Consider the following 24,205-nt stretch of genomic DNA (forward strand, 5'->3'; position numbering starts at 1 on the left):
GCGTTATCAGGCATCAAGGAACGCCAGTACCTTGGTCACAAAGTCAGCGTAGTGCTGGAAAATGCCGCCGTGCCCGGCATCTTCATAAATGATCAGTTGTGCGTTGGGAATGCAGTTGGCAAGCGCAATCGAGTTAACGCTGGGCACCATGATGTCGTTGGCGCCGTTGACAATCAGCGTCGGCATCCACAAGCGCCCGAGGTTTTGGGGCGCCTGTTTGCCCCACGCGGTGATGGCTTTCAACTGCCGTAGGAAAGCGCTGGGCGTCGGGCCTTTGTCGCGATTTTTTTTGCGCTCTTTCAAGCGTTGCAAATACTGCGATGCAGTTCGACGGCCATTGGGCGTCGAAGTAAAGAACAGGTAGAACTTGGGATCTCGCAAGGTCAGCAAGCCCTTGATCATCAATGGCCACGTCACCGAACCGACCTTGTCGATACCGGTGCCGCCGGCCGGCCCGGTGCCGGTGAGAATCAATCGGCGTACCAACTCGGGCGCCTTCAGGGCAATGTCCTGAGCGACGAAGCCGCCGAGTGAAAAACCGAGCACGTCGACGGTCTCGAAACCCAGTGCACGTATCAGCTGGATGGCATCGTCAGCCATTTCGCCGACCGTCAGTGGCGCGGTTCCACCAGAGCCGCCGATGCCGCGATAGTCGGTGGCAATGACGCGCCGTGTTTGTGCCAGGCCATCGATTATCGCGGGGTCGAAGTTGTCCAGCACCGCGCCCCAATGGTTAAACAGTACGAGTGGCACACCGGTTGTGGGGCCGGTGTCGCGATAGGCAAAGGGAATGCCGTTGACCGTGATCGACTGGTTCGCCGCGTTGATGAACGACGTCTGCGAACCCGAGGGGGTATTTGTCTTCGTTGGATTCATTTCTACTCCGAACAGCGGGCCGGATTCGATGCAGCGTCTGGCGCGCCTGCATCGAATCCGGCGCGAATGTTCGCTACCGAAAGATCACTGTTGAGTGTGGTAGCGCTGGGCAACCGCAGACTGGCGGATTTGCCCCAGCAGGCCCTGACGTGCGATTTGCAGGTCATCCCAGCGTTCAGCTTCTTGCAGCGGTGGGATCGTTACCGGTTCGCGACGATCGAAGCCGACCAGTGCGGCATCCACCAGATCGTCCACTTCCATGATTTCGTTCAAGGTGTTGATGTCGACGCCGGAGCGATCCCAGATTTCCGTGCGGGTGGCCGCCGGCAGCACGGCCTGCACGTACACGCCCTGAGGTGAAAGTTCCAAACTCAGGCCTTGGGAAAGGAATAGCACAAACGCCTTGGTCGCACCGTAGACCGACATGCCGAACTCCGGCGCAAGGCCCACCACCGAACCGATATTGATGATCGCGCCGTCGCCTGCTTTGGCCAGGCGTGGGGCGATGGCGCTGGCCAGGCGCACCAGCGCTGTGGTGTTGAGGGCGACCAGTTGCGCAACGCTGTCGGTGCTTTGGTCGATGAAGTTGCCGGACAGCGCGGCGCCGGCGTTATTGACGAGGATACCGATACGGGCGTCGTCGCGCAGGCGGGACTCAACGGTTGTCAGATCGCTGAGTTGGGTCAGATCCGCCGGAATCACATCGACGGCGACGCCGTGTTCGCTGCGCAATCGGGCTGCAAGTGCGTCCAGGCGTGCCTGGTCGCGGGCGACTATTACCAGGTCGTGACCGCGTTGAGCGAAGCGTTCGGCGTAGACGGCGCCAATGCCGGTGGAAGCGCCAGTGATGAGAACAGTAGGGCGAGTGCTCATGGGGTCATCTCTCTTTCAGTGTGTGTGAAAACAGAAAACGCGGTCATTGATTGCTCAGCTTGCGGTGGCGCTCGATTCAGCCAACGTCGGGTAGTCGATGTAGCCTGCCGAGCCGCCGCCATAGAGGGTGGCGGGATTGAAAGCGGACAACGGCGCGCCGCGCTTGAGGCGTTCCACCAGATCCGGGTTGCCAATGAACGGGCGACCGAACGCGATCAGATCGGCCTGGTCTTCGGCGAGCCGCGAAGTCGCCAGGTCCAGGTCATAGCCGTTGTTGGCGATGTAGGTGTTTTTGAAGCGCTGGCGCAGGGCGCCGAAATCGAATGGCGCCACGTCACGCGGGCCACCGGTCGCGCCTTCGACCACGTGCAGATAAACGACGCCGAGGGCGTCGAGTTGATCAACGACGTAATCGAATTGCGCCTGCGGATCGCTGCTGGAAACGCCATTGGCCGGCGACACCGGCGACAAGCGCACACCGGTGCGATCCACGCCGATTTCATTGACGACGGCTGCCGTCACTTCGAGCAACAGACGCGCACGATTTTCAATCGAGCCGCCGTAAACATCGGTGCGCACGTTGGCGCTGTCCTTGAGGAATTGATCCAGCAAATAGCCGTTCGCGCCGTGAATCTCCACGCCATCGAACCCGGCGGCGACAGCGTTTGCCGCGGCCCGGCGGAAATCGGAGACGATCCCCGGTAGTTCGCTGATGTCCAGTGCGCGCGGCTCGGAGACGTCTTCAAAGCGGTTGTTGACGAATACTTTTGTGGCGGCTCGCAGCGCAGAAGGGGCCACGGGTTCGGCGCCGTTTTCTTGCAGATCAACGTGCGATACACGGCCGACATGCCACAGTTGCAGGAAGATTTTTCCGCCCTTGGCGTGGACGGCATCGGTCACTTTGCGCCAGCCATCTATCTGCGCCTGCGTGTAGATCCCGGGGGTGTCCTGATAGCCCTGACCCTGTTGGGAAATCTGCGTGGCTTCGCTGATCAGCAAGCCTGCGCTTGCGCGCTGGCTGTAATAGGTGGCCGCGAACTCGCTTGGCACAAAGCCTTCGCCTGCGCGGTTGCGTGTCAGTGGCGCGAGGACGACACGGTTCGACAGCGTGAGGGCGCCAAGCGTGTAAGGGGTAAACAGATTCTGGTCGGTCATTTGGTATTTCTTCCGTGCCCGTTGATGAAGATCGTTGTGCGTGCAATTAGGATGATGATCGAAATCTAAACTGTCAACGATTTTGATTATGACCAACATCTATGTATCATTGGGCGCATGATTTCCCAGTGGACATGAGGTATTGCACGTGAGAGTGACCAAGGCCCAGGCGCAGGCCAATCGGGAGCACATCGTTGAAACGGCCTCTGAGCTGTTCCGTGAGCGTGGCTTCGACGGCGTCGGTGTATCGGATCTCATGGCGGCTGCCGGTTTCACCCACGGAGGTTTCTACAAGCATTTCGGTTCGAAGGCCGACCTGATGGCCGAAGCCTCTGCCTGCAGTCTTTCCAAATCGCTGGTGGGCGCGGAAGCGCTCGATGTTCCGGGCTTCATCGACGTCTATGTGACGAGGGAGCATCGGGACGGACGTGGCAGCGGTTGCACCATGGCCGCGTTGTGTGGCGATGCGGCGCGTCAATCGGACGATGTGAAAGCGACGTTTGCCGAAGGGATCGAGCACATCCTGCAAACACTGGGGGACAAATATCCGACCAGGCCGGATGCCGCTCCGGGTGAGGACAGAAAGAAAATGATCGACCTGCTTTCTCGTGCTGTCGGTGCGATTATTTTGTCGCGTGCCTGCCCGGATGATTCCGCGCTGGCGGATGAGATCCTTGAGGTGTGCCGCGCTGAAATGTTTGCTTCGTTGCCGGTCAATGAAGCGGAAGCGGGGTAGAGGGGCGGCTCATTCAAAGCATGATTTTCGGTAGAACTTCGATTTTGATGCGCGGACCTGAAAGTCAACTTTTGGGTGTGGATTCAACCGTCTATGCTTTGGCGGGCCCCTTTGTGTGGGGCGGCACTGGACGAAGCAATCGGTTCATCGTGATCAGTTCAGCACTTGGAGTACCGATGACGGTGCGAGTGAGATAAGTCCGCCTGGGGGGAGGGGAGACTCACCCCGCATCAGCGTTCCACAACAAAGCCGTATATGTCTGGACATATTTTGCGGGTGCCAGACCGACCATCCGGGTGAAGTCCCTGATGAAGTGTGCCTGATCAAAATAACCCAGCTTGAGCGCGAGATCCGTCCCCGGCCTGGCTTCGCCGCTCTGCAGCAGGGTCAGTGCTTCATGTAGCCGGTATCGGGCAATCACCCACTTCGGACTTACGCCGACGTAATGGGCAAAGAGGCGTTGTAATTGCCGCTCGCTAACCCTGGACAACTCACTGAGTTGTGCAACTGTTGTCAGTTTGTTGTCTGACGCGATTTGGGCGATGAGGTCATTGAGCAGCTGTACACGCTCGTCGGGTTGCGGCAAGCAGGGACACAGCAACGCTTCTGATTGCTCGCACAGGCTCGTCATCCCCGGACATTCAGTATGCTCGGCCAACCTGTCGACTACCGTGCCAAAAACTTCAGCGGCCGGGATCGATCGGTTGGCCAGCCGGCTGACAGGTCCGCCCAGAAATGGCTGGAATGCAGCGGGACGAAACTTGATTCCAAACGCCCAGCTGTTGCCAGACAGCGTCTTGCTGAAGCGGGAGCGACGGGGTCCCCACACATGGACCTGACCCCTTTCCACAACGAGATGCACATTGGGGTGAGGCAGGGTTTCCTGTTGCTGTGCAGGCTGATCGCTGAGATTCCAGCTGACATGCCAATAATGTTCAACCCATGGCGCCAACTGGGTTGAGGGTGCCTCGCGAATGTGAGTGAACTGCGGGCTGGTCAAACGCTGATTAAGGACGCCTCGTGCGGGCTGCAGGATAACAGTAGAGGCTGGTCGTGTTTTTCCAATCATCTTCGGTCGCCATCTGCTCCAATACAAATCAGGGACAGGTCCGACTGTGTGGACCGGTCAAATAAGCCGCTGATCTCGGCATAGGCGGACTGTAAACAGTCGAGGGATTAGCGTCGACAACAACTGCGTCTGGTTTAGACCGTACGGCATTACCCGGACTTTTAATGGAGATAACAGCATGCAAGCCAAGGGAACATTCGACGTCCAACTCCCCGTCCATCCTGTTGCGACCGGTACCGAGGCCGCTCAACTGAGCAGAAAGGCCATACACAAGACGTTTCAGGGAGACTTGGTGGCGAATAGTCTGGGAGAGATGCTTGCCTCCCTCTCGACGGTCCCGGGATCTGCCGGCTATGTGGCGATGGAGCGGGTTGAGGGTAATCTGGCGGGAAGACCAGGCAGCTTTGTGTTGATGCATTTTGGAACGATGGACAGAGGCCAGCGAACACTGACCATTCAGGTCGTGCCCGACTCGGGTACCGGCGAGTTGGAGGGACTCAGCGGCACGATGGAAATAGATATCCGTGATGGGCAGCATTTCTATCTGTTCAACTATCAACTCATGCCAACGCGCTGAACAGTGATGAAGCTCAAACGCATCATCCTGATATCGGCCATCACCGTATTGACGTTACCAGCCGCCGTGCTGGCTTTTGTGAAGCCGCTCCGAGTCGTTGCCCCCTTAATGGCTGATCGAAGGTATGGCGTACTCACTGAGTGGTGACCCTCGTCATCCTCTGGGGGCCCCCTTTGAACAATGGCGGTCCCAATTCGAAGCATGGCATTCCGGCCTGGGTGCACGAGACATCTGGGATGCAGTGCGCAGTGTGAATTGAAAAACTGGGGGAGTCTGTGAGTGGACGTCTGCGTTTTCACACAGCCTGGACCCAAAGCAGTCATCGAGAAGAGACCGATAGGGATACGCTAAAGTTATGCGGGTCGTCGATCAATGGTGATCCACTGTTCGCGCTGTGTCCGTCTCTGGAGCGCCCAATGCCACCCATCACCACGCGCCTGGTGGCGCTGTTTGTTCTTTGCCTGACTCTTGAAGTGCCAGCCCAGGCCAACGGCTGCCCAGCTGGGGAGAAGCAAGTGTGTCTGGACGGCTGCATCTGCCTGCCGGATCTGGGACAGATGACTGATGGCATCTACCAGATCGCGGCACCTGCCCTGGCGCTTTGGCTGACCCAAGCCCGTGCTGAAGCAGCCAGCGCCGACATCCAGCCCATTCCGCCGCACATCCGGCAGCAGTTGCTACGCTGGTACGACCCCAGTGTCCTCGATGCCGCGCGCTACAAAATTAGCGACAACGGTCAACTCAGTGCCGCCACTGCCATGCTGCAAAACCCCGACGTCGGTGCCGTGACGCTGATCGACATCATCCTCTTCCGGGACGCTCAAACCGCAGAACAGGACGTCGCGCTCTGGGCTCACGAACTCAAGCATGTGCAGCAGTATCAGGAATGGGGGGTAGAAGGATTTGCCCAGCGCTATACACAAGACTTCAATGCTGTGGAGGCGCCGGCTTATGCCATACAGGCTGAGGTCAGACGGTCGGTGCGGGCAGGGACTCACTGACGATTGCCACGTTGAAGAGGGCCAAATCCCGTGTCTTATCCGCAAGCTGGAGCCTTACACGGATGGCCCGGATTTCTCTGGCCCGGAGCGGTGTTTTTTGCCCGACTGGCTTTCCCTTGTTCCAAAGCTGATGCAGCGGGAACTTCAGGGTACTCGCCAGGTCAGTTGGGAGCTGTTTTACGGCAGTGCCGTCCGAGATCAGTCGAGTCCGCCCCCTGATGCCAACCAAGAGTTTTCTGCCGGGTCTCATCCTGGTGTTCTGCGCCGTCGCGTCGCTTTGTTCGGTTGCTGCCGAGCGAAGAGCGCCCTCGCAAAGTAACAGCGCATCAACCACCCTGATCGAAACGGCCTCGCGGCAGTATGGAGATGGCCAGTTGGACCAAGCCGCTGCCACGCTGGAGCGTGCCCTGCATATCCAGCCGAACAACCCCGCGACCCTGCATTACCTCGGTGTATTGCGTCTTCAGCAGGGTCAGTACCAGCAGGCTGAAACGTTGGCGGTGCGCTCGAACATGCGGGTTGGTAGCAACGTCGCGTTACGCAACCGCAACTTCCAATTGATCCAGGCGGCGCAGCAGGCCCAGGCGTCGAATACCCCACCCAACGCCAAAGCGGACCAGGTCGCCGTACAGAAGGGGCTGGAGGAGGAGACCCAAAGGCGCCGCGAAGCAGAAATGGCCGTTGCTGAACAATCCACTCGGGATGCTGGGCGCGACGCTGGTAACTTCGCTTACGCAAAGGCAGATGGGGTAGCGGATTCACCGACGGCTGGCAGACCTCGGCCCGAAGGACAAATGCAAATGACTTCCGTCGAGCCAGAGCCCGAGTACGAGTACGACGAGGTCGAGATTCCCCGCGGCCATTTGCCGCCTCCGGGTAAATGCCGAATTTGGTTTCCTGATCGCCCGCCGGGGCATCAGCCCGCACCCGGCAGCTGCGAGAAGCTGCGATATCGGGTTCCGTTAGGCGCCTACTTGGTGCGCGGTTGAGTTTCTGCGTGTCCACCTCTGGCTGATTGCTGCCTGTCAGGAAGTGCGTCGCACCCCTCTTTTGTTTGAGGGGCCCGTCAGCTATTTATCCAGCGACTTGCTAGAACTTTTCCCTATTTACCGGTCTATGTGAATACGCACATAAAGCTCGGTAAGCGCGACCCGAAGGTTTCCCGCAGCCAAATGGCGCCACGTCCAATTGTCAATCAGAGGTTGTCTTCGCCCATGAAATTTTATGTCCCACGGATGGTGCTCCTCAGCCTGTTCGCGTTTGCGGCAGTGGGCTCGGCATCAGCAACACAGATGAAGACCTCAAACCCCGTTTTTGCAACTGAAGTCGCAGCCGTTCAGGCTCCGGTCCAGGCTGCCGGCAACCCTTGGCCGAGCTTGGCCAGCATGGCCGGCAAGCAGCCAGGGCCGTTGCTTGCCCATGACGACCGATACTGGCGTGACGGCCGTTGGCACGATCGTAGAGAAGACTGGCGCCGAGACGAATGGCGTAGAAACGAGTGGCGTAGAGAACAGGAGCGCCGGGAAGCCGAACGTCGTCGTGATTGGGAGCGCCATCATGAGCACCGCTACGATGACGATCACCGCTACTATCGTCGCTAATACGTAGCCACGGGATAAGTCCGCCGAAAGCACTGCCTGCTGATGTGTAAATCCAGGTGGTGCTTAAGCGACACAGATCAGCTCTCGGAAGAAGTGATTGAGTCGAGAGTGGATTCAGCCGCCAGCTTCAATCGGTCGGCTTTGCAAATGTATTTAGACTTGCTTTTCGGTGCCAATTTGGCGCTGGCCTTTTTGGCGTTAGCCTTTAATAACTGATTTATTTTTTTACGACGATTCATCTTTTCTACTCGGCTTGTACGTTTTCGAATGATATCAGCTTAAAAATCGGGTCAGAGCCTTGTGGTGCACACTTGAGCGCTTTTGTCCGTTATCTGCCCGATGCGCTCGGCTATCGGTCCAGCAGAGGTGCCAGCAGTGCACACATGCCGCGCCAGTGCGAACCCTCCCAGTAAATCCGTTGGCAGGCGTCGCAGCGCAGGAAGTGCGAATAGAGCGCGCCAACGCGTGGCGGCACCAGTGGCCGGGCCAGTTCCGGGCTGATCTCGTGCAGCGGCAGGTTGCAATGCAGGCACAGGCTGAAGGGGCGCGCGCTACGCGCCAGGTCGAGGCGCTCGTACACTTCGCGCAGTTGCAGCGACGGTTTCAGGGCATGCACGTAACAGCCGTGGCTGATGATTCGCCGCTTGAGCAGTTCGCGGTCGCGAGTTAGCACGATGCGCCCTTGCTGCGCCGCGATCTCGGCGATCTCGCTATCTTCGAAGCAATTGTCGTAGAGCGTGTCGAAGCCGCTCATGCGCAGCAGGTTGGCCAGCCCGCCAAGGTGCGCATCAGCGACGAAGCGCAGCACCCGTAAAGGTTGCGCACGTACCTTTAGCAGCGGGCTGATATCCAGCGCTTCGAACTTGGGATACACCGCCAGCCGGTCACCGTCGAAGATCACCCGCTCGAGGCCCACAGACTCGCCGTTGAGCAACACCAGCTCGACCTCGGTGTGCGGTATTCCGAGCGCCTCGATCATGTGTTTGACCGTCGCCCCGCGCGCGCACTCGCAGGTAAAGGACTGCCGCCGCCGTTCGGCCGGCAGGAAATCGTTGAGCTCCTCGTAGAAGCGGAAGGTTGCACGGGTCATGCTGAACAGTATGGCAGGGCTACGGGATGGACGAGTCCAGTCTGGAGATCTTCTCCGGCAGGTCCCACCCACCGTTCGTCCGCCAGGTCCGGTAACCCTTATTGACAGAAAAATGCATCAGGAGAATACTTGGCCAATATTCATATATATGACTAGATAACAAGGTGAATAAAGTCGATGAATTCCCTGTCCAGTGATGTCCGCCTACCGCTTTATCAACGCCTGCGTGATCAGTTGGCTGAACAGATTGCCAACAATCGCTGGCGTCCGGGGGAGGCTATTCCCACTGAAGCTGCACTTTCAGCGGAGTACAAACTGTCCACTGGCACCGTGCGCAAAGCGGTCGACGCGCTGGTCAGTGAGGGCGTTCTGGAGCGTCAGCAAGGTCGAGGCACCTTCGTGCGTCGACCTCAGTTTCAATCTTCGCTTTTCCGATTCTTCCGATTCCAGACCGCGGCGGGTGAACGTCAGGTCCCGGAGAGTCGCATCCTGTCTATTGAACCGGTGGCCGCACCCTCGGCGGTAGCCCAGGCGTTAGGGCTGCCAATCGACTCTCCGGTTATTCGCATTGTCCGCGTTCGTCTTCTGGATGTTCAGCCGGTACTGGCCGAAGAAATCTGGCTGCCGCGCAGCCGGTTTCAGCCGCTACTGGAGATCGACCTGAATCGAAAAGGGCCATTGCTTTACCCGATTTACGAAGAAGTCTGCGGTCAGGTCGTCGCCTCTGCCGAAGAAGCACTCACCGCCGAGTCTGTAAATGACGTGCATGCGCGGTTATTGAAAATACCGGTCAACAGTCCCGTGGTGGTGATCGAGCGTCTGGCGCGTGACTACGCCGGTACGCCTCTGGAGTGGCGGCGCTCCCGTGGGCATGCCGAGCATTTCCGTTACAGCGTGGACATTCGCTAGCGCATTGCCTGAATAGCGGATCGCTCACCGGCGAATCGATCGCTGGCGGATTCATCGTTTTGTTTGCCATGACTGGCCTCGTAGCGGCGCGGTTCGCTCTCGGCTGCCTCATGTTCCACCTATAAGGATAAGAAATCATGTTCAGCTGGTATCGCCAAGTCACTCCTCGAGAGCGCAAAACGTTTTGGGCCTGCTTCGGTGGATGGTCGCTGGACGCGCTGGAAGTACAAATGTTCGGCCTGGCCATTCCGGCGTTAATTGCCGCTTTCGCCCTGACCAAGGGCGATGCCGGGCTGATCAGCGGCGTCACGCTAGTCACTTCGGCCATCGGCGGTTGGGTAGGGGGGACGTTGTCCGACCGCTACGGCCGGGTGCGTACATTGCAGTGGATGATTTTGTGGTTTTCCTTCTTCACCTTTCTGTCCGCCTTCGTCACCGGGTTCCAGCAGTTGCTGGTCGTCAAGGCGATGCAAGGCTTCGGCATTGGCGGTGAGTGGGCTGCCGGCGCGGTACTGATGGCCGAAACCATCAATCCGAAATACCGCGGCAAAGTGATGGGCACCGTACAAAGTGCCTGGGCCGTAGGTTGGGGCGTGGCGGTCGGGGTTTTCGCGTTGATTTATTCGTTCGTACCGCAAGACATGGCCTGGCGCGTGATGTTCATCGTTGGCTTGTTGCCGGCGCTCCTGATCATCTGGGTACGGCGCAATGTTGAGGAGCCCGACAGCTTCCAGCGTCTGCAAAAAGAACACGCCATCGCGCAAAGTTTTTTCAAATCCCTGGCCGGTATTTTCCGTCCTGAACTGATCCGCGTGACACTGTTCGGCGGGCTGTTGGGCCTGGGCGCACACGGCGGGTATCACGCCGTGATGACGTGGCTGCCGACATTCCTCAAGACCGAACGCAACCTGTCGGTGCTGAACTCTGGCGGCTACCTTGCCGTGATCATCTTTGCCTTCTGGTGCGGCTGCGTCGTCAGCGGATTCTTGATCGACCGTATTGGCCGCCGCAAAAATATCGTGCTGTTCGCCCTGTGCTGCGTCGTAACCGTGCAGTGCTACGTGTTCCTGCCCCTGACCAATACCCAAATGCTGTTCCTCGGTTTTCCGCTCGGCTTCTTCGCCGCGGGCATTCCGGCCAGTCTCGGCGCACTGTTCAACGAGCTGTACCCGGCGGACGTGCGCGGCGCTGGCGTGGGGTTTTGCTACAACTTCGGCCGAGTGCTCTCGGCGGTATTCCCGTTTCTGGTCGGCCATATGAGTGACTCCATGTCACTGGGCTCGGCCATTGGCATCGACGCCGGAATCGCCTACGGCGTGGCCGTTATCGCGGCTCTTTGCCTGCCGGAAACCCGTGGTCGCAGTCTCGACGCTGCGATCCCATCCGTCTCGGTGAACGGCCGCGAGAGCGCCCGAGCGTGATGATCATTACTTGCGATAGATGAAACCCATGCCTGATACCTGTTCAACATCGATCACTGGCATCGACTCCCATGCTCATGTCTTTAGCCGGGGGCTGAAGCTGGCCGCTACACGGCGCTACGCCCCTGACTACGATGCCACGCTTGCGCAGTATCTGAATCACCTGGGTGCCCATGGCTTGAGTCACGGCGTATTGGTGCAGCCGAGCTTTCTGGGCGTCGACAATAGCTACCTGCTGGCGGCACTGAGGCAAGTGCCGGAGCGGTTGCGAGGAGTGGTCGTGCTGGAGCCAGGCGTTAGTCGCGCGATGTTGAATGACATGGCTCATATAGGCGTGGTCGGTGTTCGCTTGAACCTGATGGACAAGGCGTTACCTGATTTTCGCAGTCGCGCCTGGAAAGAATTTTTCAGCCACATCGCTGACCTTGACTGGCATGTCGAATTGCATCGGGAGGTAAAGGATCTGCCGGCACTGATCCATCAATTGACGCCGTTCGGTTTGAAGCTGGTTATCGACCACTTCGGACGGCCGGATGCCAGTTCGGGCGTCGATCAGCCAGGGTTTTCCGAGTTGCTGGAGTTGGGATCGAGAGGGTCGATCTGGATGAAGGTATCGGGAATTTACCGGTTGGGAGGTACGCCGCAACAAAACCTCAATTTCGCCCGATCGGCATTACCGCTGTTGGAGCAAAGTTTCGGCCTCCACCAACTGGTATGGGGCAGCGACTGGCCACACACGCAGCATGAGAAAAGCATCGGTTTCGACACAGTAATCGATCAGCGGCAAGCCCTGGAGTGTTCGATGCAACTGAGCCATTCGTTGCTCGTGCAAGCACCTCGACGGTTATTCGGTTTTGCAGAGCGAGAAGGCTGAAGCTCACCCAAGAGCAGCCTATTACAACTACAAGAGAGCGGTTTCCATGAACAAGCCATCCAATACTGAAATTGAAAAATCGACCATGCGCAAGTTGGGGATTCGCCTGATCCCCTTTCTCGTACTCTGCTATTTCATCGCCTACGTTGACCGAGTCAATATCGGCTTCGCAGCACTGACCATGAACCAGGACATCGGCCTGACGGCCAGTGCCTTCGGATTCGGCGCCACGCTGTTTTTCGTCGCTTATGTACTTTGCGAAATGCCCAGCAACATGGCCATGGAGCGTTTCGGTGCCCGCCGGTGGATCGCGCGCATCATGATCTCCTGGGGCATCGTCGGTTTCTGTTCGGCATTTGCGGTCGGGCCAATATCTTATTCAATTTCCCGATTCCTCTTGGGTGCAGCCGAAGCCGGCTTCTTTCCCGGCGTCATTCTTTACCTCACGCAATGCATCCCCAAAGCCTACATGGCTCGAATCGTTGCGCTATTCATGGTGGCGATACCACTCTCCAACTTTCTCGGCTCACCTGTGTCGGCTTTGCTGTTGCAATTAGACGGTCTGGCAGGTTTCAAGGGATGGCAGTGGTTGCTGATGCTTGAAGCCATTCCCGCCATCACCCTGGGATTGCTCGCGCTGAAAGTGTTGCCAAATCGGCCAAGCGAAGCGAAATGGTTGACTCAGCAGGAGCAGGATTGGCTAGGCGAGCAACTGACTAACGATAAGGCCGCGCGCGCGAGTGGCATTCCTCCGCACGCTCACAGCATAAGCGGCACCCTCAAGGCCGTATTTACCAACAAATATGTCTGGGTGCTTTCGATTATCTACATGGGCAGTTCGGCAACCAGCAACACGCTTTCGTTGTGGATGCCGCAGATCCTGAAATCTTTCCACCTGAGCAACATGCAAACGGGTCTGCTGAACATGATTCCATTCGGCATGGCCGCAGCGTTCATGATTTTCTGGGGACTGCGTGCAGACAAGAGCGGGGAGCGGATCAAGAGCACTGCTATTCCGCTGGCCATCACTGCGGTGAGCTTCGCTGCCACGCTGTTCACGGACTCCCTGACCATTACGCTGGTATTGCTGACGCTGGTATTGATGGGTAACTATGCGATCAAGGGGCCGTTCTGGGCACTTTGCTCCGAATCCCTGCCTCCAGCGACTTTGGCCACCGGGATTGCAGCGATCAATACCTTTGCCCACCTGGGTACGGGCGCCATGAGTTCGGTGATCGGTGTACTGCGTGATCAGACCGGGAGCTTTCCAATTGCACTGATGCCGCTCTGCATAGTGACCGCTATCGGTTCGCTATTGGTGTTTCTGATTGGCAAACAGAACGGTCGTGCGAAGCAAATCGCTACGGTCGGCAACTGACCCAATGCTTCTGAGGAGGCTCGAAATGGGTGAGCCTCCTCGTTGTGTATGATCCAGTTTAAGGCCAGTACCATAACGGCCACCCCTTTTCCGGTACCAACGCTCGAACCGGCAGAATACCGATGAATCGTTCTTCAAGGAGATATCCATGGCATCAGGGCAATGTCTATGCGGGGCTGTACGCTTTTCCCTAGGGGTAGAACCACGGTTTTTTTATCGATGCCATTGCACCCTGTGCCGCAAGCAAACCGGGGTCGGCCATAATCTCGCCACAGTGGTCAAAGCTCGCGACTTTCGATGGGAAGAAGGGCAAGGTGCGATCACCAGTTGGCGCAAATCCAGCGGGTACAGAAATGACTTTTGCTCACGATGTGGCTCGACCGTGCCTAATGCTCTTCGCGAGACGCCTTACTTCTGGATTCCGCTTGGACTTCTCGATGACGAACTGAGCATGGAGTGTGTTGGAGATTTCTGCACCGATGACGCTATGCCATGGGATGAACAACGCTCGGAAAAAAGTCATTGCTCAACCCCGGATTCACTTGGGTTTCTTCTGCAGGAACTCCAGGTCGACAATGATTGATTCAGGAGCTTGGTCGGCATAGGGATGAATTGGTAGCCTGGCCCAACCTTGGTTCACCACCGTCCGCTATTGGTTGTCAGCAATGGCGGCTTCCGACCGATTTCTGTCTGTTACGGCTGACCGAAATCGACACAATACACCCCTCTGAGCCTGGGTCATGGCGTCCCGTTTCTTCCGTACAGAAGGTAGCCTGGTCGACGACTCCGATCAGAGGTGACAATACCTGGTCTAGCGCTAGGCTTTCCTACTTTGTGCAGGGCCCGGAGGGAATGAGGGCGACCAGATCCGTATCACCTATGTCGACACCCGCTTGTGAAAGCAAGGTAGTCACTTGTCCGCGGTGATGCGTCTGATGGTTGAAGAAATGCATGACCAAACCATAAAAGTTCTTGTCAGCGGGTATTCCCTTCATGCTTGTGTAATTGAGGATGTGATCCAGATCCGACTCTGCAATGGAGCGAGACCACTCGACAATTTTCTGATCGAGCCACACTCGATGTGCCGAAAGTTCTCGGATATTTGAGAACAGCAACTGGTCGAGGCTTTTGAGGGCAGGTAGCTGCTGAATCGGTTCCAGAGCCAAGTAGTTCGCTGGGTGCTTGGCGAATCGCTTTAGCCAGACAGTGTCGCCGGCCACCAGGTGGTTCAACGTCCCGAGAATTGAACCAAAGAATGCTTTCCTGTCCACTGAGAGCTCTTCATCTGACAGGCTTCTGGCTGCCTCATAAATCTTTGCGTTCATCCACTCGTTATAGGTCGCCATCAGGCGGATATGACTGGTTCGGCTCATCGTGCTCATCCTTTCAATGAATACTTGCCAAGCGATCCCTTCAGCAACGCAAGCGACCGGACTCAGCTTTCGTATGCAATCCCCTTCAAATAATCCTCCAGCCTGAGATCGGTTGAAGATTCAAGATAACCGGCACTGACAAGCCAACCATCTTCTATTCTTTTGAATCTATTTCGCACAGTTACGAACGTATCAAGAATTTCCTCAGCCGAAACCACCCCCGGCTCTTCCCATTTCAAAATCACTGTAAAGTGCAACGGCCTACCTGACACTAAATCAACCGACGAAAAGCGAGGTTCCACTGTCCAGCACTTGGTGGACAACCACATCGTCACATGGAGATATTCATCCGAGACCGACCACTCAAAGCATAAATCTTTAAACTCTCTCTGGAACCAAATATGCGTATGAAATATAGAGAATACTACGTTCATCATTCTCTCCACATTCAGCCAGCTCGTTCAGCAGCGCAAAGACTGTTCATCAAGTCTGCCTGCCCGACTCTGCCGCCCGACACAGTCTGATGGCCGGTAGCCATCAGTTGAGAGAACTTTATTTCAGCGCTGAAGGCCTGTCCTCAAGTCAATTCTGAACAATTATTTTCACCCTGACGTCAGTTGCTATAGCGCCAGGTTTTGTACGTAACCCCTTGAAATCTCACTGTGGTTCTTGGGAGCGGAGCTTCGGTAGCGATCACAATCAGCGAAGGAAAGGGATCCATTGATGGCATAGCGGTATGAACTCTCCAATGCAGCCCGGGATTTGATCGCTGATCTCTTTATGGAAAGTCGTCGAAACGGCCGGCCTCGCGCAGACGATCGTCTGATGCTCAAGCGACTTCACATCAGGTTGAACGAGCAAGGGTTAATCGATCTGGATGCGTGGATGATTGACTCTACAGCGGTACGCGCACCCCGGGCCTCCCGAAATCGACACAATACCCCCCCGCTGAGCCTGGGTCATGGCGTCCCGTTTCTTCCATACAGACGGTAGCCAGGTCGACGACTCAAGCGTTCGTAATAGTCTTTCACGGCAGGAAAGTCCGGATGAGCAAGCGGTGTTTGAAACCACCGATTAACTGACAGGCCGATCGGTATATCTGCGAGAGAAAACTCATCGCCGCTGACATAGCCCCCCGTTGAGTCGAGCTGTCGATTGAGGATCTCCATGTGCCTCGACCAGTTGCTGCATGCGGCCGCCAACGCGTGGCTGTCCTGATGTTCAGGCGAATGCCGCACCAGCGACATGAAGGCATAACTCCACGACTTGTTGAGATCTGACGCTTGCCAATCGATCCATTGATCCACCCGCGCTTTGGCTCTCGCTTCACTCGGGTAAAGGTGATCGCCGTTGTAGCGAGACGCCAGGTAGCGAATGATCGAGTTTGACTCCCAAAGAATGAAGTCATCGTCCTGAATGACCGGCACCATTGCATTGGGATTCAGCGCCAGGAATTCAGATGTGTGTGTCGACCGGAAGCCAGAACCCCAATCTTCCCGCTCGAAGGGGATGCCAATCTCGGCGCAGGTCCAGAGAACCTTTCGTACGTTGATCGACGATGCCTTACCCAATATGCGCAACATTCCATGTCCTTGTCGTTCAGTGTGGTTGGTCTGATCTACTTACGCTATCGCCCTGTAGAGCGGGTTGTCCAGAGTCTGCAGTTGGCTGATGTCTGCCTGTCACGAATCGCTACTTGAGCCGCATCGCGCCGACTGGATCAAATTCATGATCGCAGCTGCACGTTTTCCGCTGCGCAGAGAACCGGCGAATAGCCAGTTCGAGCGTCCAAGCGTCCGGCGAAGTCACTTACCCGATTCCAGTACGCGCTGAGGACGGTCGCGTTCCTGCTTCGGTTTGCTCTTGCTGAGAACGAACCACACCGCTAAGCAAATAAGCCCGCCGCCGTACAAATGTGCGACCGAAAGATGTTCACCCAGGAATATCACACCCCACAGCACGCCGAAGGGAGGGATAAGGAAAGTCACGGTCAGCGAACGCACCGGCCCGATATCGGTGATCAAGCGGAAATACAGAATGTACGCACACGCGGTACAGATGAAACCCACCGCAACCAGTGCGATCCAAACCGTCGAGTTACCCCAAGTCGCCGGTGGATTCACTGCGGCTGAGATTCCGAAGAACGGCGCGAGAAACAGCGTCGCGCCAATCTGGCTGCCAAAAGCTACGAGTTTCGCGTCCAGCCCCCCCTTGTCAGCGACCCATCGCTTGGTCAGAAATCCTGCTGCGCCGTAGCAACTGGTGGCGACTAAACACGCCAACGCGCCCGTGACCACTGTGATTGAAAGTGTGACGGGGCCGGTGGTAGTCAGCAACGTAATGCCCATCAAGCCGGTCAACACGCCAGCGGCCTTTTTCGGTGTCAACGAATCGCTGAAACACATCCAACCGATCATCACCCCCATCAGCGGCGTGGTCGCATTAAAAATTGCCGAATAACCGGCAGGTAACAACACTGCAGCCACGCTATACATCAAAAATGGGATGCCGGAATTGATAACGCCCAACACCATGGTCTTCTTCAGCTTGCCTTTGAAGTCGACCCTGGTTTTTAAAATGGCGAGAATGACGGCCAAGCCAATTGCGCCCAACAATACGCGAAAAAATGCAGTCGGCAATGCGCCCAAAACAGGAGCCGCGATGCGCATGAAGAGAAAGCTGGCGCCCCAGATCGCCGCCAGAACAAGTAGTCGAACATAGTCGGATAATTTCATGGGTTACCTTCGCTGCTGTTTGTTAACTTGAAAAATGACTCACGAATTGCACAGCTAATGCCGGGTAATCTAATAAGTGATCGGAATGGTTATGGGGGAACGGCCAGATATACGGAAGTCATAGTGGCACCCTCTAAGCGTGGTGCCTCACGGTAAAGGTATTCGCACTGTGCTCGCACCCCGATTCTTGCTGCCGAATATTGGTGTGCGTTCGGGCGGCATCACGACTTGCGCGATTAGACCGGCTGCCACCTATGCGGCAGCAACTGATCGATTTCACTCGCCCGCTGCGTCCGCAGCCGCATCAGCATTGAGCACCAGGCACTGGGCAAACGCTAAATGCGCGGATCGACTGTCGGGATGGCGAAAGTCATCCTCTACTCAAGGCAGATCTCAGGCGTTACGGGAAAGTCATTGAGAAATGCGGCAATCTGTCGGTTACCGCGCAAGTGCACCGTAGGAATGTCCGGTCCTATGGACAGGCGTACCTTCTCGATACCTGCGCGGTAACCGCGATCGAAATTCCACACGAAATTCAGGAAGGTCAGAAACGCTCGGTCGAGCTTCTCTTTACAGCCCGCTGGGAGGTCAGGGCGAGGGCGGTTCATGAGGCTGCGCAAGATCACTCGGGTGAAACAGGTGAGCCGTGAAGTATCGAGCCAGATGATCAGGTCGGTACGGGGCAGGCGAAGGTCGAAGGTTCGCCGCGCGTAGTTGCCTTCACAAACCCAAGTATTTGGTGCGATCGCTTCGCGAACCCGTGCGCGGAACTGTTCGGCGTCGGGTTCGACCCAGCCAGGTTCCCAGAACAGCGTGTCCAGGTGGACCACGGGCAGGTTCAGGCGCTTGCCGAGGGCGCGGGCGAGGGTAGATTTGCCGCTACCGGCATTGCCCAGAATTACAATCCGTTGCATGGGGACTTCCTGTCGCGAAAAAGCCGGCGATTGTGCAGGTTTTGAACGTCCAGTTAAAGGCTGAGGGGAGGGGGCGACCGCACCGCGGGAACGAGTGTTGTGTTGCTAATGCGCTTCCTCGAGATGAGAGCGAGATGCCGTCCAATCCTTGTCCGAATTGAATTTTCGCTATTGGCCCAGAGTGTGTAAAACCCTCCCGAGAGTTATTTTTAAAGACCAATGCTGTCCGCGCAGATGAGTCAGGCGGGGTGTCAAAGCAAACACGGAGCGATCTAATGGTTACGTCAACGGGCGAACTGGCTATACATCAGCTCTCAGCGCTTCCTCCGGAAATTCTGGTACTGGAAGCGGAGGCAGTTACAGAAGGTTTTAGATTTCTCACGCGCTTGGTTGCAGATTGGAAAAACGGGTCAAACCGATTCGATCAGCCAGGGGAATGCCTTTTTGGAGCATTCCGCAACGGGCAACTGATTGCCATCGGTGGTATTTCAAATGATCCTTATGTTGGGCCGGACATTGGGAGGCTACGAAGGGTATACGTCGCGCGTGCATCAAGGGGGCAGAATGTGGGCCAAGCCTTGGTGCAGCAGCTTTTGGAATATGCAGCTCGGCGATTCCAGGTCGTACGACTATCCACGGATACACCAGAGGGAGCCGCATTTTACCTTCGCTGCGGGTTTCAACAGATACAAGAAGATTTTGCTACTCATGTGAAGTCATTAGTAGATGCCACGCAACCAGGGCGAAATCATTTATGAAGCGCTTCATTGGCGATCCTTGCGATGAAATCTTCAGAAATCATGGCAAGGGTATTCGGGCCGGATAGATACTCAATCGTGGACTTATTGAACCAGCTGCCGGATCCCTAGAGACAAAATCAAACCGCCGCATAATCGATCAATAGCTTTTTTCCTCCTTCGATACGCTGAAGCGACCCTGGGTTGCGAAAGAGCGATTGCGACCACTCCATACCAAGTCGTCGAAACTACCACTACGACTGCCAGCATCGACAAAAACGTGCCTGGTGAAACGTGGGCGGGGGCTGCCGCTGAAAAAATAGCGGCATAGAAGGCCATGGATTTAGGGTTGCCAATGTTCGTAACGACCCCCTGAATGAATGACTGCCGAAAGCTTCCGACGACAAGATTGTTACAAGGGATAAGCGCGCTCTTCCCGGCCTTGATCAGCAGTCGGAATCCAAACCACATCAGATAGGCCGCCCCCAGAACTTTTACGATCAGCGCCGCCCAAGGGAACGCAGCAAATACAACGCCGATACCTGCGATTGCACAGGTGGCCCAGAATAAATTGACCAAGACGATGCCTGCTACCAAGGCCAAAGCTTCCGACCGCGTAGCAGCCACCGCTTTGTGGACTACTGCAACGAAATTTGGCCCTGGAATAAGGACGCCGGCCAGGTAAATCAAAAAGACTGTTAAAACGGCGGGACCATCGATCATGTGCATTCCTTGCGAGTGTTGTGGTCAGGGACGGTCATCATGCAGTTCAAGGCCGCCCCGGCAGGGTAGGCCCGCTGCCATAAGTCGCACGTTGCCGCACAGGCAACCGCCGGTCAATCGGTCCACGGCGTCGCGTCTGAAATCAAGTGGCTGGAATGTCGACCGACTAACCCGCAAGTGCCGCTTCAATTGCCGCGATGTCTATCTTGGTCATTGTCATCATGGCGTCGAAAGCGCGCTTGGCTGCCGCTGGATCGGGGTTGGTTATCGCGGCGCTCAGGACACGGGGCGTGATCTGCCACGACAGGCCCCACTTGTCCTTGCACCAGCCACATACGCTTTCCTGGCCGCCGTTTGTGACAATCGCGTTCCACAAGCGGTCAGTTTCGGCCTGGTCGTCGGTCGCTACCTGAAATGAAAAAGCCTCGTTGTGCTTGATCCCCGGCCCCCCGTTCAGCCCGAGGCAAGGGATGCCCATCACCGTGAACTCGACCGTTATTACATCGCCTTGCTTGCCCGCCGGATAGTCGCCAGGCGCGTGATGGACGGCGACGACCGCGCTGTCCGGGAATGTTCGGGCGTAGAACTCTGCAGCATCCTGCGCAGTGCCGTCGTACCAGAGGCAAATCGTGTTTTTGCTGACCATTTTGCTTCTCCAGAATCAGGTCTGATACGTTCATACCAGCCGCGTAGTCAGCCGGGCTGAACGTTGGCAAATCAACAGGCAAACCTCAAGTATTGTTTAAATTGCTGATTTTTCAAAAGTCGGCCAAAGGAGATCTTGATGGCCACTGCACATGTTTTCATCGCCACCAGTCTGGATGGTTTTATCGCCCGACCTGATGGTGACATCGACTGGCTGTTGCAGCGCGATGATCCGACTGAGGATCATGGCTACTCAGCCTTCATCGCCGATAAGGATGTGATCGTGATGGGACGGGGAAGCTATGTGAAGGCGTTGACCTTCGACACATGGTTCTACGACCGGCCCGTCGTGGTGTTGTCTGAACAGCTGGCCGATTCGGCGGTGCCCGAGGCACTGGCGGGCAAGTTGCGTTTCTCCAACCTCAAACCCAGGGACTTGATGGAAGAAATGGCGAGGCAAGGCGTGCGTCGGGTCTATGTCGATGGCGGGCAGTTGGTGCAATCATTCCTGCGCGAAGGGTTAATCGCCGATATGGTGATCACCACTGTTCCTGTGCTGATCGGGGCGGGAAGGCCTTTATTCGGGGTTCTTGAGCAGGACATTGATTTGAAACTGGTATCAAGCCGCTGCTTTACTTCGGGGTTGGTGCAGTCCACGTATCGGTTGAACCTATGATCGATCCAAAGCTAGGACAGAGAAACAAGTCTGTCCTCGTTTCATTGTCCTGCCCGTCACGACGGACTGGAATCGACCCTAAGTCGCCATCTGATATGTGGATTTATCAGAGACCTGGCATCGGTATACTTCAGCTAGTTTCCGCCATACACCTCACCCCTGTGCTGAAGGGCGACGAAAGCAGCTGCTGTCATCTGCTGTTCTGTCCAATTTCTAGTTAACCATATGGTCAGAGCCGCGCCGGAGAGGTGCCACCACAGCATGCGCTGTCCTGAGTCTTGATTGATCAAGTAATCAGACGCTACCCACCAAGCGACCCGCGTATTCCTATCGGTTTGGCCTTTGGAGATGAAAACATCGTACAGGTAGGAGTACGGACTCAATGGCACTGTCACGGATTCGCCTGAGCCTTTGGCAAGACTCCATACCCACTCTCGCTGCGCGGCTGATACAGTTTCAGCCGGAGGCACAGGGTACTTCGACAGTCTGTGCAGGCCGACCCAATAGGCGCACCAAGGTAGAATTAATACCAGTCCCAGGGTGCCGATTAGCAAGAAGCCGAAACGACGCACCATGTGGCAAACTCCCTTTCAGAAAGTAACAATCGTAGGCTGTATTTCAATTATATCCAGCGCTTACACCTCGCGTTTGTATATTTGTTCCAGGTCGATAAAGTAGGGCTGACTTTAAGAATCTGATGGAGCTGCCCTCGCTACTCGTTTATTTGAGAGATAACAGTCGCCATTCAATCAGGCTGATCATCAGTATAGGGATGATGAGGATTAGCCTGTGTCGGGTAAGGCCATAATATATGCCAGCGCCCAATGCGGTATAAAGTGCCACGTTTGTCAATGCGGACAGGGGGTACAATGCGTCACCCGTTGTCGCTAACATGAAAAAAGAACTGGGCCACAGTATTAAGGTTGTTTTTTGTAATGTGATACTTGCGCTTATATCAAAAAAATTAATGCTGTTCTCCATCTGCCAAATAGAATGGAGCACAACTGGAATCACTGCTCCGGTAATTGCAGACCAAATAAGAGCGCGTGAGAGATTCATTTCTCCTCCGTAGGTGGTTTTTTGGGGGGGGAAGGGACGGATTTATTTTTTGTAGACTAGAACTGTGCAGGCAGATTGTATCCATGGTGAATCATGCTCCACGGATGTTTAGAATTATAAATAATGAGGCTAACAATACAAGAAAGATTGTTGTTGTGGCATAGCAAAAGCTGAAGCCGATCTTTATGGGTAATATATCATCCGCTGCGACGTGGTAGCCGATATACCCATTTATCAATCCTGAGGTAAGGACTCCCATTACCAAAATGGAAGGCGTCTTGTAGTCTGGAGCAAACATTGGGATGAGGATTACATACGCTCCACTTGTTAAGGTGGTGAATGTGATAGCAACTTTTATGGCGGAACGGATATTGTCTTTCGTTGCGCTCATGTTTATTTCCCTCGAATAATGCTCCCTAAGCAAGGTTGTTAAGTGCGCTCTCGCATTTCGCATGTTGGTTTTTTTGAGTCTAGCACTGTGGTTGGTATAAGCAGCCTCGACATCAATGTTATTTTTCTTTTCATCGATGGCTGCTATCAACCCTTGATTCATTACAGGTAATTCACGATGAACGTCACTTCGGTATTCGCGGTGCCTGCTTCCAGTTTGCTGTCGGCCAGACGGGAGTAAGCGGCGGACAGCGGGATGCTGAACTCAGTGCCTGTGGTGTTGAAAGCGCTGAAGGGATACGTGGTATCCAGGGCGATGGGCTTTCCGGCCTCATTCATCAGTTGCAGGCCTATGCCTTTGGCCGTCGAGCCGGCGTTCAGTGCGACGATGCCCTTTTGCGCATCGATGACTGGGGTGGTGGACTTGAGTGAATAAGTCACTTTCTGGATGCCGTGCTGGCATTGGTTGAGGGCGATGTTGAATTTGATCGTCCGAGGGGTATCGCCGCTTTTGCTGAACTCCTCCAGGCGATAGTCGTCGCCCATTTGAACCGACACTGCCGGGGTCTGGCAGGAGGCCGTATTCAGGGTGATGGGGTTGAGCAAGTTGAACTTGGCAAGCACCACTTCACTTGTACCCAATTGGCCTAGGTAGCCCGAATTAATCATGCTTTGCGATGACAACTCACTCGACTTGAAGATTTCAAGTCGGTAGTTTCCCGGTGATGTCTTATAAATAACCGGTTCTAGACTCTCTTTCAACGCAGTTACAGGAACGTTGTCGGGTGGCTCAATTATACGGAATGAGAGCCCTGTTTTCCCCAAGGGGAAGGTCTCGCCGCTGGCGACGCTACCAAGAGCCGGGTTCAGGGTAAATCCATAAAGTTCCGCCGTCTTGCATTGAAAATATTGCTCTGAAGCACTTATGCTGTCCTGGTAAACAACAGTTCCGATCGGTGCATCTTGAGGAACTGTCAAGCCTTCAGTCAGGTTGGCTCCAAAGTCTATGGTGTGAGTTTTATAATGACCATTGAAGATACATTGCCACGCAACTGCTTTCGACGAAAATACAAATGCCATTGCAGCAGCGACGCTCAGCAGCGGGCGCAGTCTGCTCTGCCTTCTTGAAAGTTTCATATTGATGTCGATACAGGATGGCGGAGGGGCGGCCATCCTGGGGGTTGCTAAAGGCCGCGAACATAAGGCACTTCTTAAAACGTTGGTGACCTCTTGATAAACAATGCGCCGACTCGAGCTGTTTGGAGGGAGAGGCCGTCGGTTCAGTCCTAGGAAACGCCTACAAACATCAGGCGCTCAAGAGAATTTTCCGACAACTTTCCAAGGTTGCCGGGTGGGAAGGTGTATGGATAACCTCCGGGTGTCGCTACCAATT

General features: G+C 55.7%; 29 protein-coding genes and 2 pseudogenes. 13 read left to right on the forward strand and 18 right to left on the reverse strand.

Going from position 1 to position 24,205, the window contains the following annotated elements:
* Positions 1-6: 6 nt before the first annotated feature.
* The 3 genes from AC1DIG_RS21250 to AC1DIG_RS21260 form a co-directional block, all read right to left on the reverse strand.
* A complete protein-coding gene (locus AC1DIG_RS21250; RefSeq protein ID WP_477768876.1) occupies positions 7-876 on the reverse strand; it encodes an alpha/beta fold hydrolase in 870 nt (289 codons plus the stop codon).
* An 84-nt stretch (positions 877-960) separates the two neighbouring features.
* The gene (locus AC1DIG_RS21255; protein WP_054597971.1) at positions 961-1,749 is read right to left on the reverse strand and encodes an SDR family NAD(P)-dependent oxidoreductase; all 789 of its coding nucleotides are present in this window, start codon (positions 1,747-1,749) and stop codon (positions 961-963) included.
* A gap of 54 nt (positions 1,750-1,803) precedes the next feature.
* A complete protein-coding gene (locus AC1DIG_RS21260) occupies positions 1,804-2,904 on the reverse strand; it encodes an alkene reductase (protein ID WP_103317420.1) in 1,101 nt (366 codons plus the stop codon).
* A gap of 148 nt (positions 2,905-3,052) precedes the next feature.
* Between AC1DIG_RS21260 and AC1DIG_RS21265 the strand changes: the two genes are divergently transcribed.
* A complete protein-coding gene (locus AC1DIG_RS21265) occupies positions 3,053-3,640 on the forward strand; it encodes a TetR/AcrR family transcriptional regulator (RefSeq protein ID WP_173859952.1) in 588 nt (195 codons plus the stop codon).
* A gap of 220 nt (positions 3,641-3,860) precedes the next feature.
* Here AC1DIG_RS21265 and AC1DIG_RS21270 read toward each other — a convergent pair whose 3' ends face one another.
* Positions 3,861-4,709, reverse strand: a complete 849-nt coding sequence (locus AC1DIG_RS21270) for an AraC family transcriptional regulator (RefSeq protein WP_477768877.1) — start codon at positions 4,707-4,709, stop codon at positions 3,861-3,863.
* Between the two features lie 178 nt (positions 4,710-4,887).
* Between AC1DIG_RS21270 and AC1DIG_RS21275 the strand changes: the two genes are divergently transcribed.
* Together AC1DIG_RS21275 and AC1DIG_RS21280 are read left to right on the forward strand one after the other, a co-directional pair.
* On the forward strand, positions 4,888-5,286 hold the full coding sequence (locus AC1DIG_RS21275) for a DUF3224 domain-containing protein (protein ID WP_477768878.1): 399 nt from the start codon (positions 4,888-4,890) through the stop codon (positions 5,284-5,286).
* 416 nt (positions 5,287-5,702) lie between these two features.
* Positions 5,703-6,287, forward strand: coding sequence for an eCIS core domain-containing protein (locus AC1DIG_RS21280; protein ID WP_477768879.1), 585 nt, complete (start codon positions 5,703-5,705; stop codon positions 6,285-6,287).
* On the opposite strand, the pseudogene AC1DIG_RS21285 reads toward AC1DIG_RS21280, so the two are convergent.
* A pseudogene (locus AC1DIG_RS21285) lies at positions 6,280-6,435 on the reverse strand (integrase); the annotation flags it as partial. The gene AC1DIG_RS21280 and the pseudogene AC1DIG_RS21285 sit on opposite strands and share 8 nt — an antisense overlap.
* Positions 6,436-6,505: 70 nt before the next feature.
* Between AC1DIG_RS21285 and AC1DIG_RS21290 the strand changes: the two are divergent.
* Positions 6,506-7,276 carry a tetratricopeptide repeat protein gene (locus AC1DIG_RS21290; protein ID WP_477768880.1) on the forward strand — a complete coding sequence of 257 codons (771 nt, stop codon included), beginning with the start codon at positions 6,506-6,508 and terminating at the stop codon, positions 7,274-7,276.
* Positions 7,277-7,579: 303 nt separating this feature from the next.
* Positions 7,580-7,888: a hypothetical protein gene (locus tag AC1DIG_RS21295; protein WP_477768881.1), complete on the forward strand. Its 309-nt coding sequence runs from the start codon at positions 7,580-7,582 to the stop codon at positions 7,886-7,888.
* 77 nt (positions 7,889-7,965) lie between these two features.
* Here the strand turns inward: AC1DIG_RS21295 and AC1DIG_RS21300 are convergent, their stop codons facing one another.
* Complete coding sequence (locus AC1DIG_RS21300; protein WP_081013843.1) at positions 7,966-8,127, reverse strand: DUF2986 domain-containing protein; 162 nt, start codon at positions 8,125-8,127, stop codon at positions 7,966-7,968.
* Positions 8,128-8,237: 110 nt separating this feature from the next.
* Entirely contained in the window at positions 8,238-8,978 is a 741-nt protein-coding gene (locus AC1DIG_RS21305) for a Mut7-C RNAse domain-containing protein (protein ID WP_477768882.1), read from the reverse strand.
* A gap of 177 nt (positions 8,979-9,155) precedes the next feature.
* Between AC1DIG_RS21305 and AC1DIG_RS21310 the strand changes: the two genes are divergently transcribed.
* The 5 genes from AC1DIG_RS21310 to AC1DIG_RS21330 all read left to right on the forward strand — a co-directional run bounded on the left by AC1DIG_RS21310 (position 9,156) and on the right by AC1DIG_RS21330 (position 14,143).
* Positions 9,156-9,887 (forward strand): GntR family transcriptional regulator, encoded by a 732-nt coding sequence (locus AC1DIG_RS21310; RefSeq protein WP_477768883.1) that lies wholly within the window; start codon positions 9,156-9,158, stop codon positions 9,885-9,887.
* Between the two features lie 137 nt (positions 9,888-10,024).
* Entirely contained in the window at positions 10,025-11,308 is a 1,284-nt protein-coding gene (locus AC1DIG_RS21315) for an MFS transporter (protein ID WP_477768884.1), read from the forward strand.
* A 28-nt stretch (positions 11,309-11,336) separates the two neighbouring features.
* Positions 11,337-12,182: an amidohydrolase family protein gene (locus AC1DIG_RS21320; protein ID WP_477768885.1), complete on the forward strand. Its 846-nt coding sequence runs from the start codon at positions 11,337-11,339 to the stop codon at positions 12,180-12,182.
* Between the two features lie 46 nt (positions 12,183-12,228).
* The gene (locus tag AC1DIG_RS21325) at positions 12,229-13,560 is read left to right on the forward strand and encodes an MFS transporter (RefSeq protein ID WP_477768886.1); all 1,332 of its coding nucleotides are present in this window, start codon (positions 12,229-12,231) and stop codon (positions 13,558-13,560) included.
* Between the two features lie 148 nt (positions 13,561-13,708).
* Positions 13,709-14,143, forward strand: coding sequence for a GFA family protein (locus AC1DIG_RS21330; RefSeq protein ID WP_477768887.1), 435 nt, complete (start codon positions 13,709-13,711; stop codon positions 14,141-14,143).
* A gap of 244 nt (positions 14,144-14,387) precedes the next feature.
* Here the strand turns inward: AC1DIG_RS21330 and AC1DIG_RS21335 are convergent, their stop codons facing one another.
* Together AC1DIG_RS21335 and AC1DIG_RS21340 are read right to left on the reverse strand one after the other, a co-directional pair.
* Positions 14,388-14,933 carry a DinB family protein gene (locus tag AC1DIG_RS21335; RefSeq protein WP_477768888.1) on the reverse strand — a complete coding sequence of 182 codons (546 nt, stop codon included), beginning with the start codon at positions 14,931-14,933 and terminating at the stop codon, positions 14,388-14,390.
* A 62-nt stretch (positions 14,934-14,995) separates the two neighbouring features.
* Positions 14,996-15,367 (reverse strand): hypothetical protein, encoded by a 372-nt coding sequence (locus tag AC1DIG_RS21340; RefSeq protein WP_477768889.1) that lies wholly within the window; start codon positions 15,365-15,367, stop codon positions 14,996-14,998.
* A 346-nt stretch (positions 15,368-15,713) separates the two neighbouring features.
* On the opposite strand from AC1DIG_RS21340, the pseudogene AC1DIG_RS21345 reads away from it, so the two are divergent.
* Positions 15,714-15,857: pseudogene (locus AC1DIG_RS21345) on the forward strand (IS5/IS1182 family transposase); the annotation flags it as partial.
* Positions 15,858-15,892: 35 nt separating this feature from the next.
* On the opposite strand, the gene AC1DIG_RS21350 reads toward AC1DIG_RS21345, so the two are convergent.
* The 3 genes from AC1DIG_RS21350 to AC1DIG_RS21360 form a co-directional block, all read right to left on the reverse strand.
* Positions 15,893-16,516: a glutathione S-transferase family protein gene (locus tag AC1DIG_RS21350; protein ID WP_477768890.1), complete on the reverse strand. Its 624-nt coding sequence runs from the start codon at positions 16,514-16,516 to the stop codon at positions 15,893-15,895.
* A gap of 222 nt (positions 16,517-16,738) precedes the next feature.
* The gene (locus AC1DIG_RS21355) at positions 16,739-17,668 is read right to left on the reverse strand and encodes a DMT family transporter (protein WP_477768891.1); all 930 of its coding nucleotides are present in this window, start codon (positions 17,666-17,668) and stop codon (positions 16,739-16,741) included.
* A gap of 377 nt (positions 17,669-18,045) precedes the next feature.
* Positions 18,046-18,582 carry a P-loop NTPase family protein gene (locus AC1DIG_RS21360; RefSeq protein ID WP_477768892.1) on the reverse strand — a complete coding sequence of 179 codons (537 nt, stop codon included), beginning with the start codon at positions 18,580-18,582 and terminating at the stop codon, positions 18,046-18,048.
* A gap of 275 nt (positions 18,583-18,857) precedes the next feature.
* Between AC1DIG_RS21360 and AC1DIG_RS21365 the strand changes: the two genes are divergently transcribed.
* Positions 18,858-19,340 (forward strand): GNAT family N-acetyltransferase, encoded by a 483-nt coding sequence (locus AC1DIG_RS21365; RefSeq protein WP_477768893.1) that lies wholly within the window; start codon positions 18,858-18,860, stop codon positions 19,338-19,340.
* 84 nt (positions 19,341-19,424) lie between these two features.
* Here the strand turns inward: AC1DIG_RS21365 and AC1DIG_RS21370 are convergent, their stop codons facing one another.
* Positions 19,425-20,042, reverse strand: coding sequence for a LysE family translocator (locus AC1DIG_RS21370; RefSeq protein WP_477768894.1), 618 nt, complete (start codon positions 20,040-20,042; stop codon positions 19,425-19,427).
* A 166-nt stretch (positions 20,043-20,208) separates the two neighbouring features.
* Positions 20,209-20,688, reverse strand: a complete 480-nt coding sequence (locus AC1DIG_RS21375; protein WP_477768895.1) for a VOC family protein — start codon at positions 20,686-20,688, stop codon at positions 20,209-20,211.
* Positions 20,689-20,826: 138 nt separating this feature from the next.
* On the opposite strand from AC1DIG_RS21375, the gene AC1DIG_RS21380 reads away from it, so the two are divergent.
* Positions 20,827-21,363 carry a dihydrofolate reductase family protein gene (locus AC1DIG_RS21380; RefSeq protein WP_477768896.1) on the forward strand — a complete coding sequence of 179 codons (537 nt, stop codon included), beginning with the start codon at positions 20,827-20,829 and terminating at the stop codon, positions 21,361-21,363.
* 134 nt (positions 21,364-21,497) lie between these two features.
* On the opposite strand, the gene AC1DIG_RS21385 is transcribed toward AC1DIG_RS21380, so the two are convergent.
* The 4 genes from AC1DIG_RS21385 to AC1DIG_RS21400 form a co-directional block, all read right to left on the reverse strand.
* Positions 21,498-21,938, reverse strand: a complete 441-nt coding sequence (locus AC1DIG_RS21385) for a hypothetical protein (RefSeq protein ID WP_477768897.1) — start codon at positions 21,936-21,938, stop codon at positions 21,498-21,500.
* 145 nt (positions 21,939-22,083) lie between these two features.
* Positions 22,084-22,422: a hypothetical protein gene (locus AC1DIG_RS21390; RefSeq protein WP_477768898.1), complete on the reverse strand. Its 339-nt coding sequence runs from the start codon at positions 22,420-22,422 to the stop codon at positions 22,084-22,086.
* Between the two features lie 91 nt (positions 22,423-22,513).
* Positions 22,514-22,975 (reverse strand): hypothetical protein, encoded by a 462-nt coding sequence (locus AC1DIG_RS21395; protein ID WP_477768899.1) that lies wholly within the window; start codon positions 22,973-22,975, stop codon positions 22,514-22,516.
* A complete protein-coding gene (locus AC1DIG_RS21400; RefSeq protein WP_477768900.1) occupies positions 22,975-23,949 on the reverse strand; it encodes a fimbrial protein in 975 nt (324 codons plus the stop codon). The genes AC1DIG_RS21395 and AC1DIG_RS21400 overlap by 1 nt, the downstream gene beginning before the upstream one ends.
* Positions 23,950-24,205: the final 256 nt, after the last annotated feature.

The organism is Pseudomonas sp. 05N431 (assembly GCF_056397005.1).

Excerpts from the sequence above, each read along its gene's own strand:
- AC1DIG_RS21310 (WP_477768883.1), top strand. The coding sequence starts at position 9,156 with ATGAATTCCCTGTCCAGTGATGTCCGCCTACCGCTTTATCAACGCCTG.
- AC1DIG_RS21260 (WP_103317420.1), bottom strand. The coding sequence starts at position 2,904 with ATGACCGACCAGAATCTGTTTACCCCTTACACGCTTGGCGCCCTCACG.
- AC1DIG_RS21275 (WP_477768878.1), top strand. The coding sequence starts at position 4,888 with ATGCAAGCCAAGGGAACATTCGACGTCCAACTCCCCGTCCATCCTGTT.
- AC1DIG_RS21400 (WP_477768900.1), bottom strand. The coding sequence starts at position 23,949 with ATGAAACTTTCAAGAAGGCAGAGCAGACTGCGCCCGCTGCTGAGCGTC.
- AC1DIG_RS21300 (WP_081013843.1), bottom strand. The coding sequence starts at position 8,127 with ATGAATCGTCGTAAAAAAATAAATCAGTTATTAAAGGCTAACGCCAAA.
- AC1DIG_RS21325 (WP_477768886.1), top strand. The coding sequence starts at position 12,229 with ATGAACAAGCCATCCAATACTGAAATTGAAAAATCGACCATGCGCAAG.
- AC1DIG_RS21305 (WP_477768882.1), bottom strand. The coding sequence starts at position 8,978 with ATGACCCGTGCAACCTTCCGCTTCTACGAGGAGCTCAACGATTTCCTG.
- AC1DIG_RS21270 (WP_477768877.1), bottom strand. The coding sequence starts at position 4,709 with ATGATTGGAAAAACACGACCAGCCTCTACTGTTATCCTGCAGCCCGCA.
- AC1DIG_RS21380 (WP_477768896.1), top strand. The coding sequence starts at position 20,827 with ATGGCCACTGCACATGTTTTCATCGCCACCAGTCTGGATGGTTTTATC.
- AC1DIG_RS21360 (WP_477768892.1), bottom strand. The coding sequence starts at position 18,582 with ATGCAACGGATTGTAATTCTGGGCAATGCCGGTAGCGGCAAATCTACC.
- AC1DIG_RS21320 (WP_477768885.1), top strand. The coding sequence starts at position 11,337 with ATGCCTGATACCTGTTCAACATCGATCACTGGCATCGACTCCCATGCT.
- AC1DIG_RS21340 (WP_477768889.1), bottom strand. The coding sequence starts at position 15,367 with ATGAACGTAGTATTCTCTATATTTCATACGCATATTTGGTTCCAGAGA.
- AC1DIG_RS21395 (WP_477768899.1), bottom strand. The coding sequence starts at position 22,975 with ATGAATCAAGGGTTGATAGCAGCCATCGATGAAAAGAAAAATAACATT.
- AC1DIG_RS21255 (WP_054597971.1), bottom strand. The coding sequence starts at position 1,749 with ATGAGCACTCGCCCTACTGTTCTCATCACTGGCGCTTCCACCGGCATT.
- AC1DIG_RS21250 (WP_477768876.1), bottom strand. The coding sequence starts at position 876 with ATGAATCCAACGAAGACAAATACCCCCTCGGGTTCGCAGACGTCGTTC.
- AC1DIG_RS21390 (WP_477768898.1), bottom strand. The coding sequence starts at position 22,422 with ATGAATCTCTCACGCGCTCTTATTTGGTCTGCAATTACCGGAGCAGTG.
- AC1DIG_RS21355 (WP_477768891.1), bottom strand. The coding sequence starts at position 17,668 with ATGAAATTATCCGACTATGTTCGACTACTTGTTCTGGCGGCGATCTGG.
- AC1DIG_RS21295 (WP_477768881.1), top strand. The coding sequence starts at position 7,580 with ATGAAGACCTCAAACCCCGTTTTTGCAACTGAAGTCGCAGCCGTTCAG.
- AC1DIG_RS21365 (WP_477768893.1), top strand. The coding sequence starts at position 18,858 with ATGGTTACGTCAACGGGCGAACTGGCTATACATCAGCTCTCAGCGCTT.
- AC1DIG_RS21290 (WP_477768880.1), top strand. The coding sequence starts at position 6,506 with ATGCCAACCAAGAGTTTTCTGCCGGGTCTCATCCTGGTGTTCTGCGCC.
- AC1DIG_RS21315 (WP_477768884.1), top strand. The coding sequence starts at position 10,025 with ATGTTCAGCTGGTATCGCCAAGTCACTCCTCGAGAGCGCAAAACGTTT.
- AC1DIG_RS21350 (WP_477768890.1), bottom strand. The coding sequence starts at position 16,516 with ATGTTGCGCATATTGGGTAAGGCATCGTCGATCAACGTACGAAAGGTT.
- AC1DIG_RS21330 (WP_477768887.1), top strand. The coding sequence starts at position 13,709 with ATGGCATCAGGGCAATGTCTATGCGGGGCTGTACGCTTTTCCCTAGGG.
- AC1DIG_RS21385 (WP_477768897.1), bottom strand. The coding sequence starts at position 21,938 with ATGGTGCGTCGTTTCGGCTTCTTGCTAATCGGCACCCTGGGACTGGTA.
- AC1DIG_RS21335 (WP_477768888.1), bottom strand. The coding sequence starts at position 14,933 with ATGAGCCGAACCAGTCATATCCGCCTGATGGCGACCTATAACGAGTGG.
- AC1DIG_RS21280 (WP_477768879.1), top strand. The coding sequence starts at position 5,703 with ATGCCACCCATCACCACGCGCCTGGTGGCGCTGTTTGTTCTTTGCCTG.
- AC1DIG_RS21370 (WP_477768894.1), bottom strand. The coding sequence starts at position 20,042 with ATGATCGATGGTCCCGCCGTTTTAACAGTCTTTTTGATTTACCTGGCC.
- AC1DIG_RS21375 (WP_477768895.1), bottom strand. The coding sequence starts at position 20,688 with ATGGTCAGCAAAAACACGATTTGCCTCTGGTACGACGGCACTGCGCAG.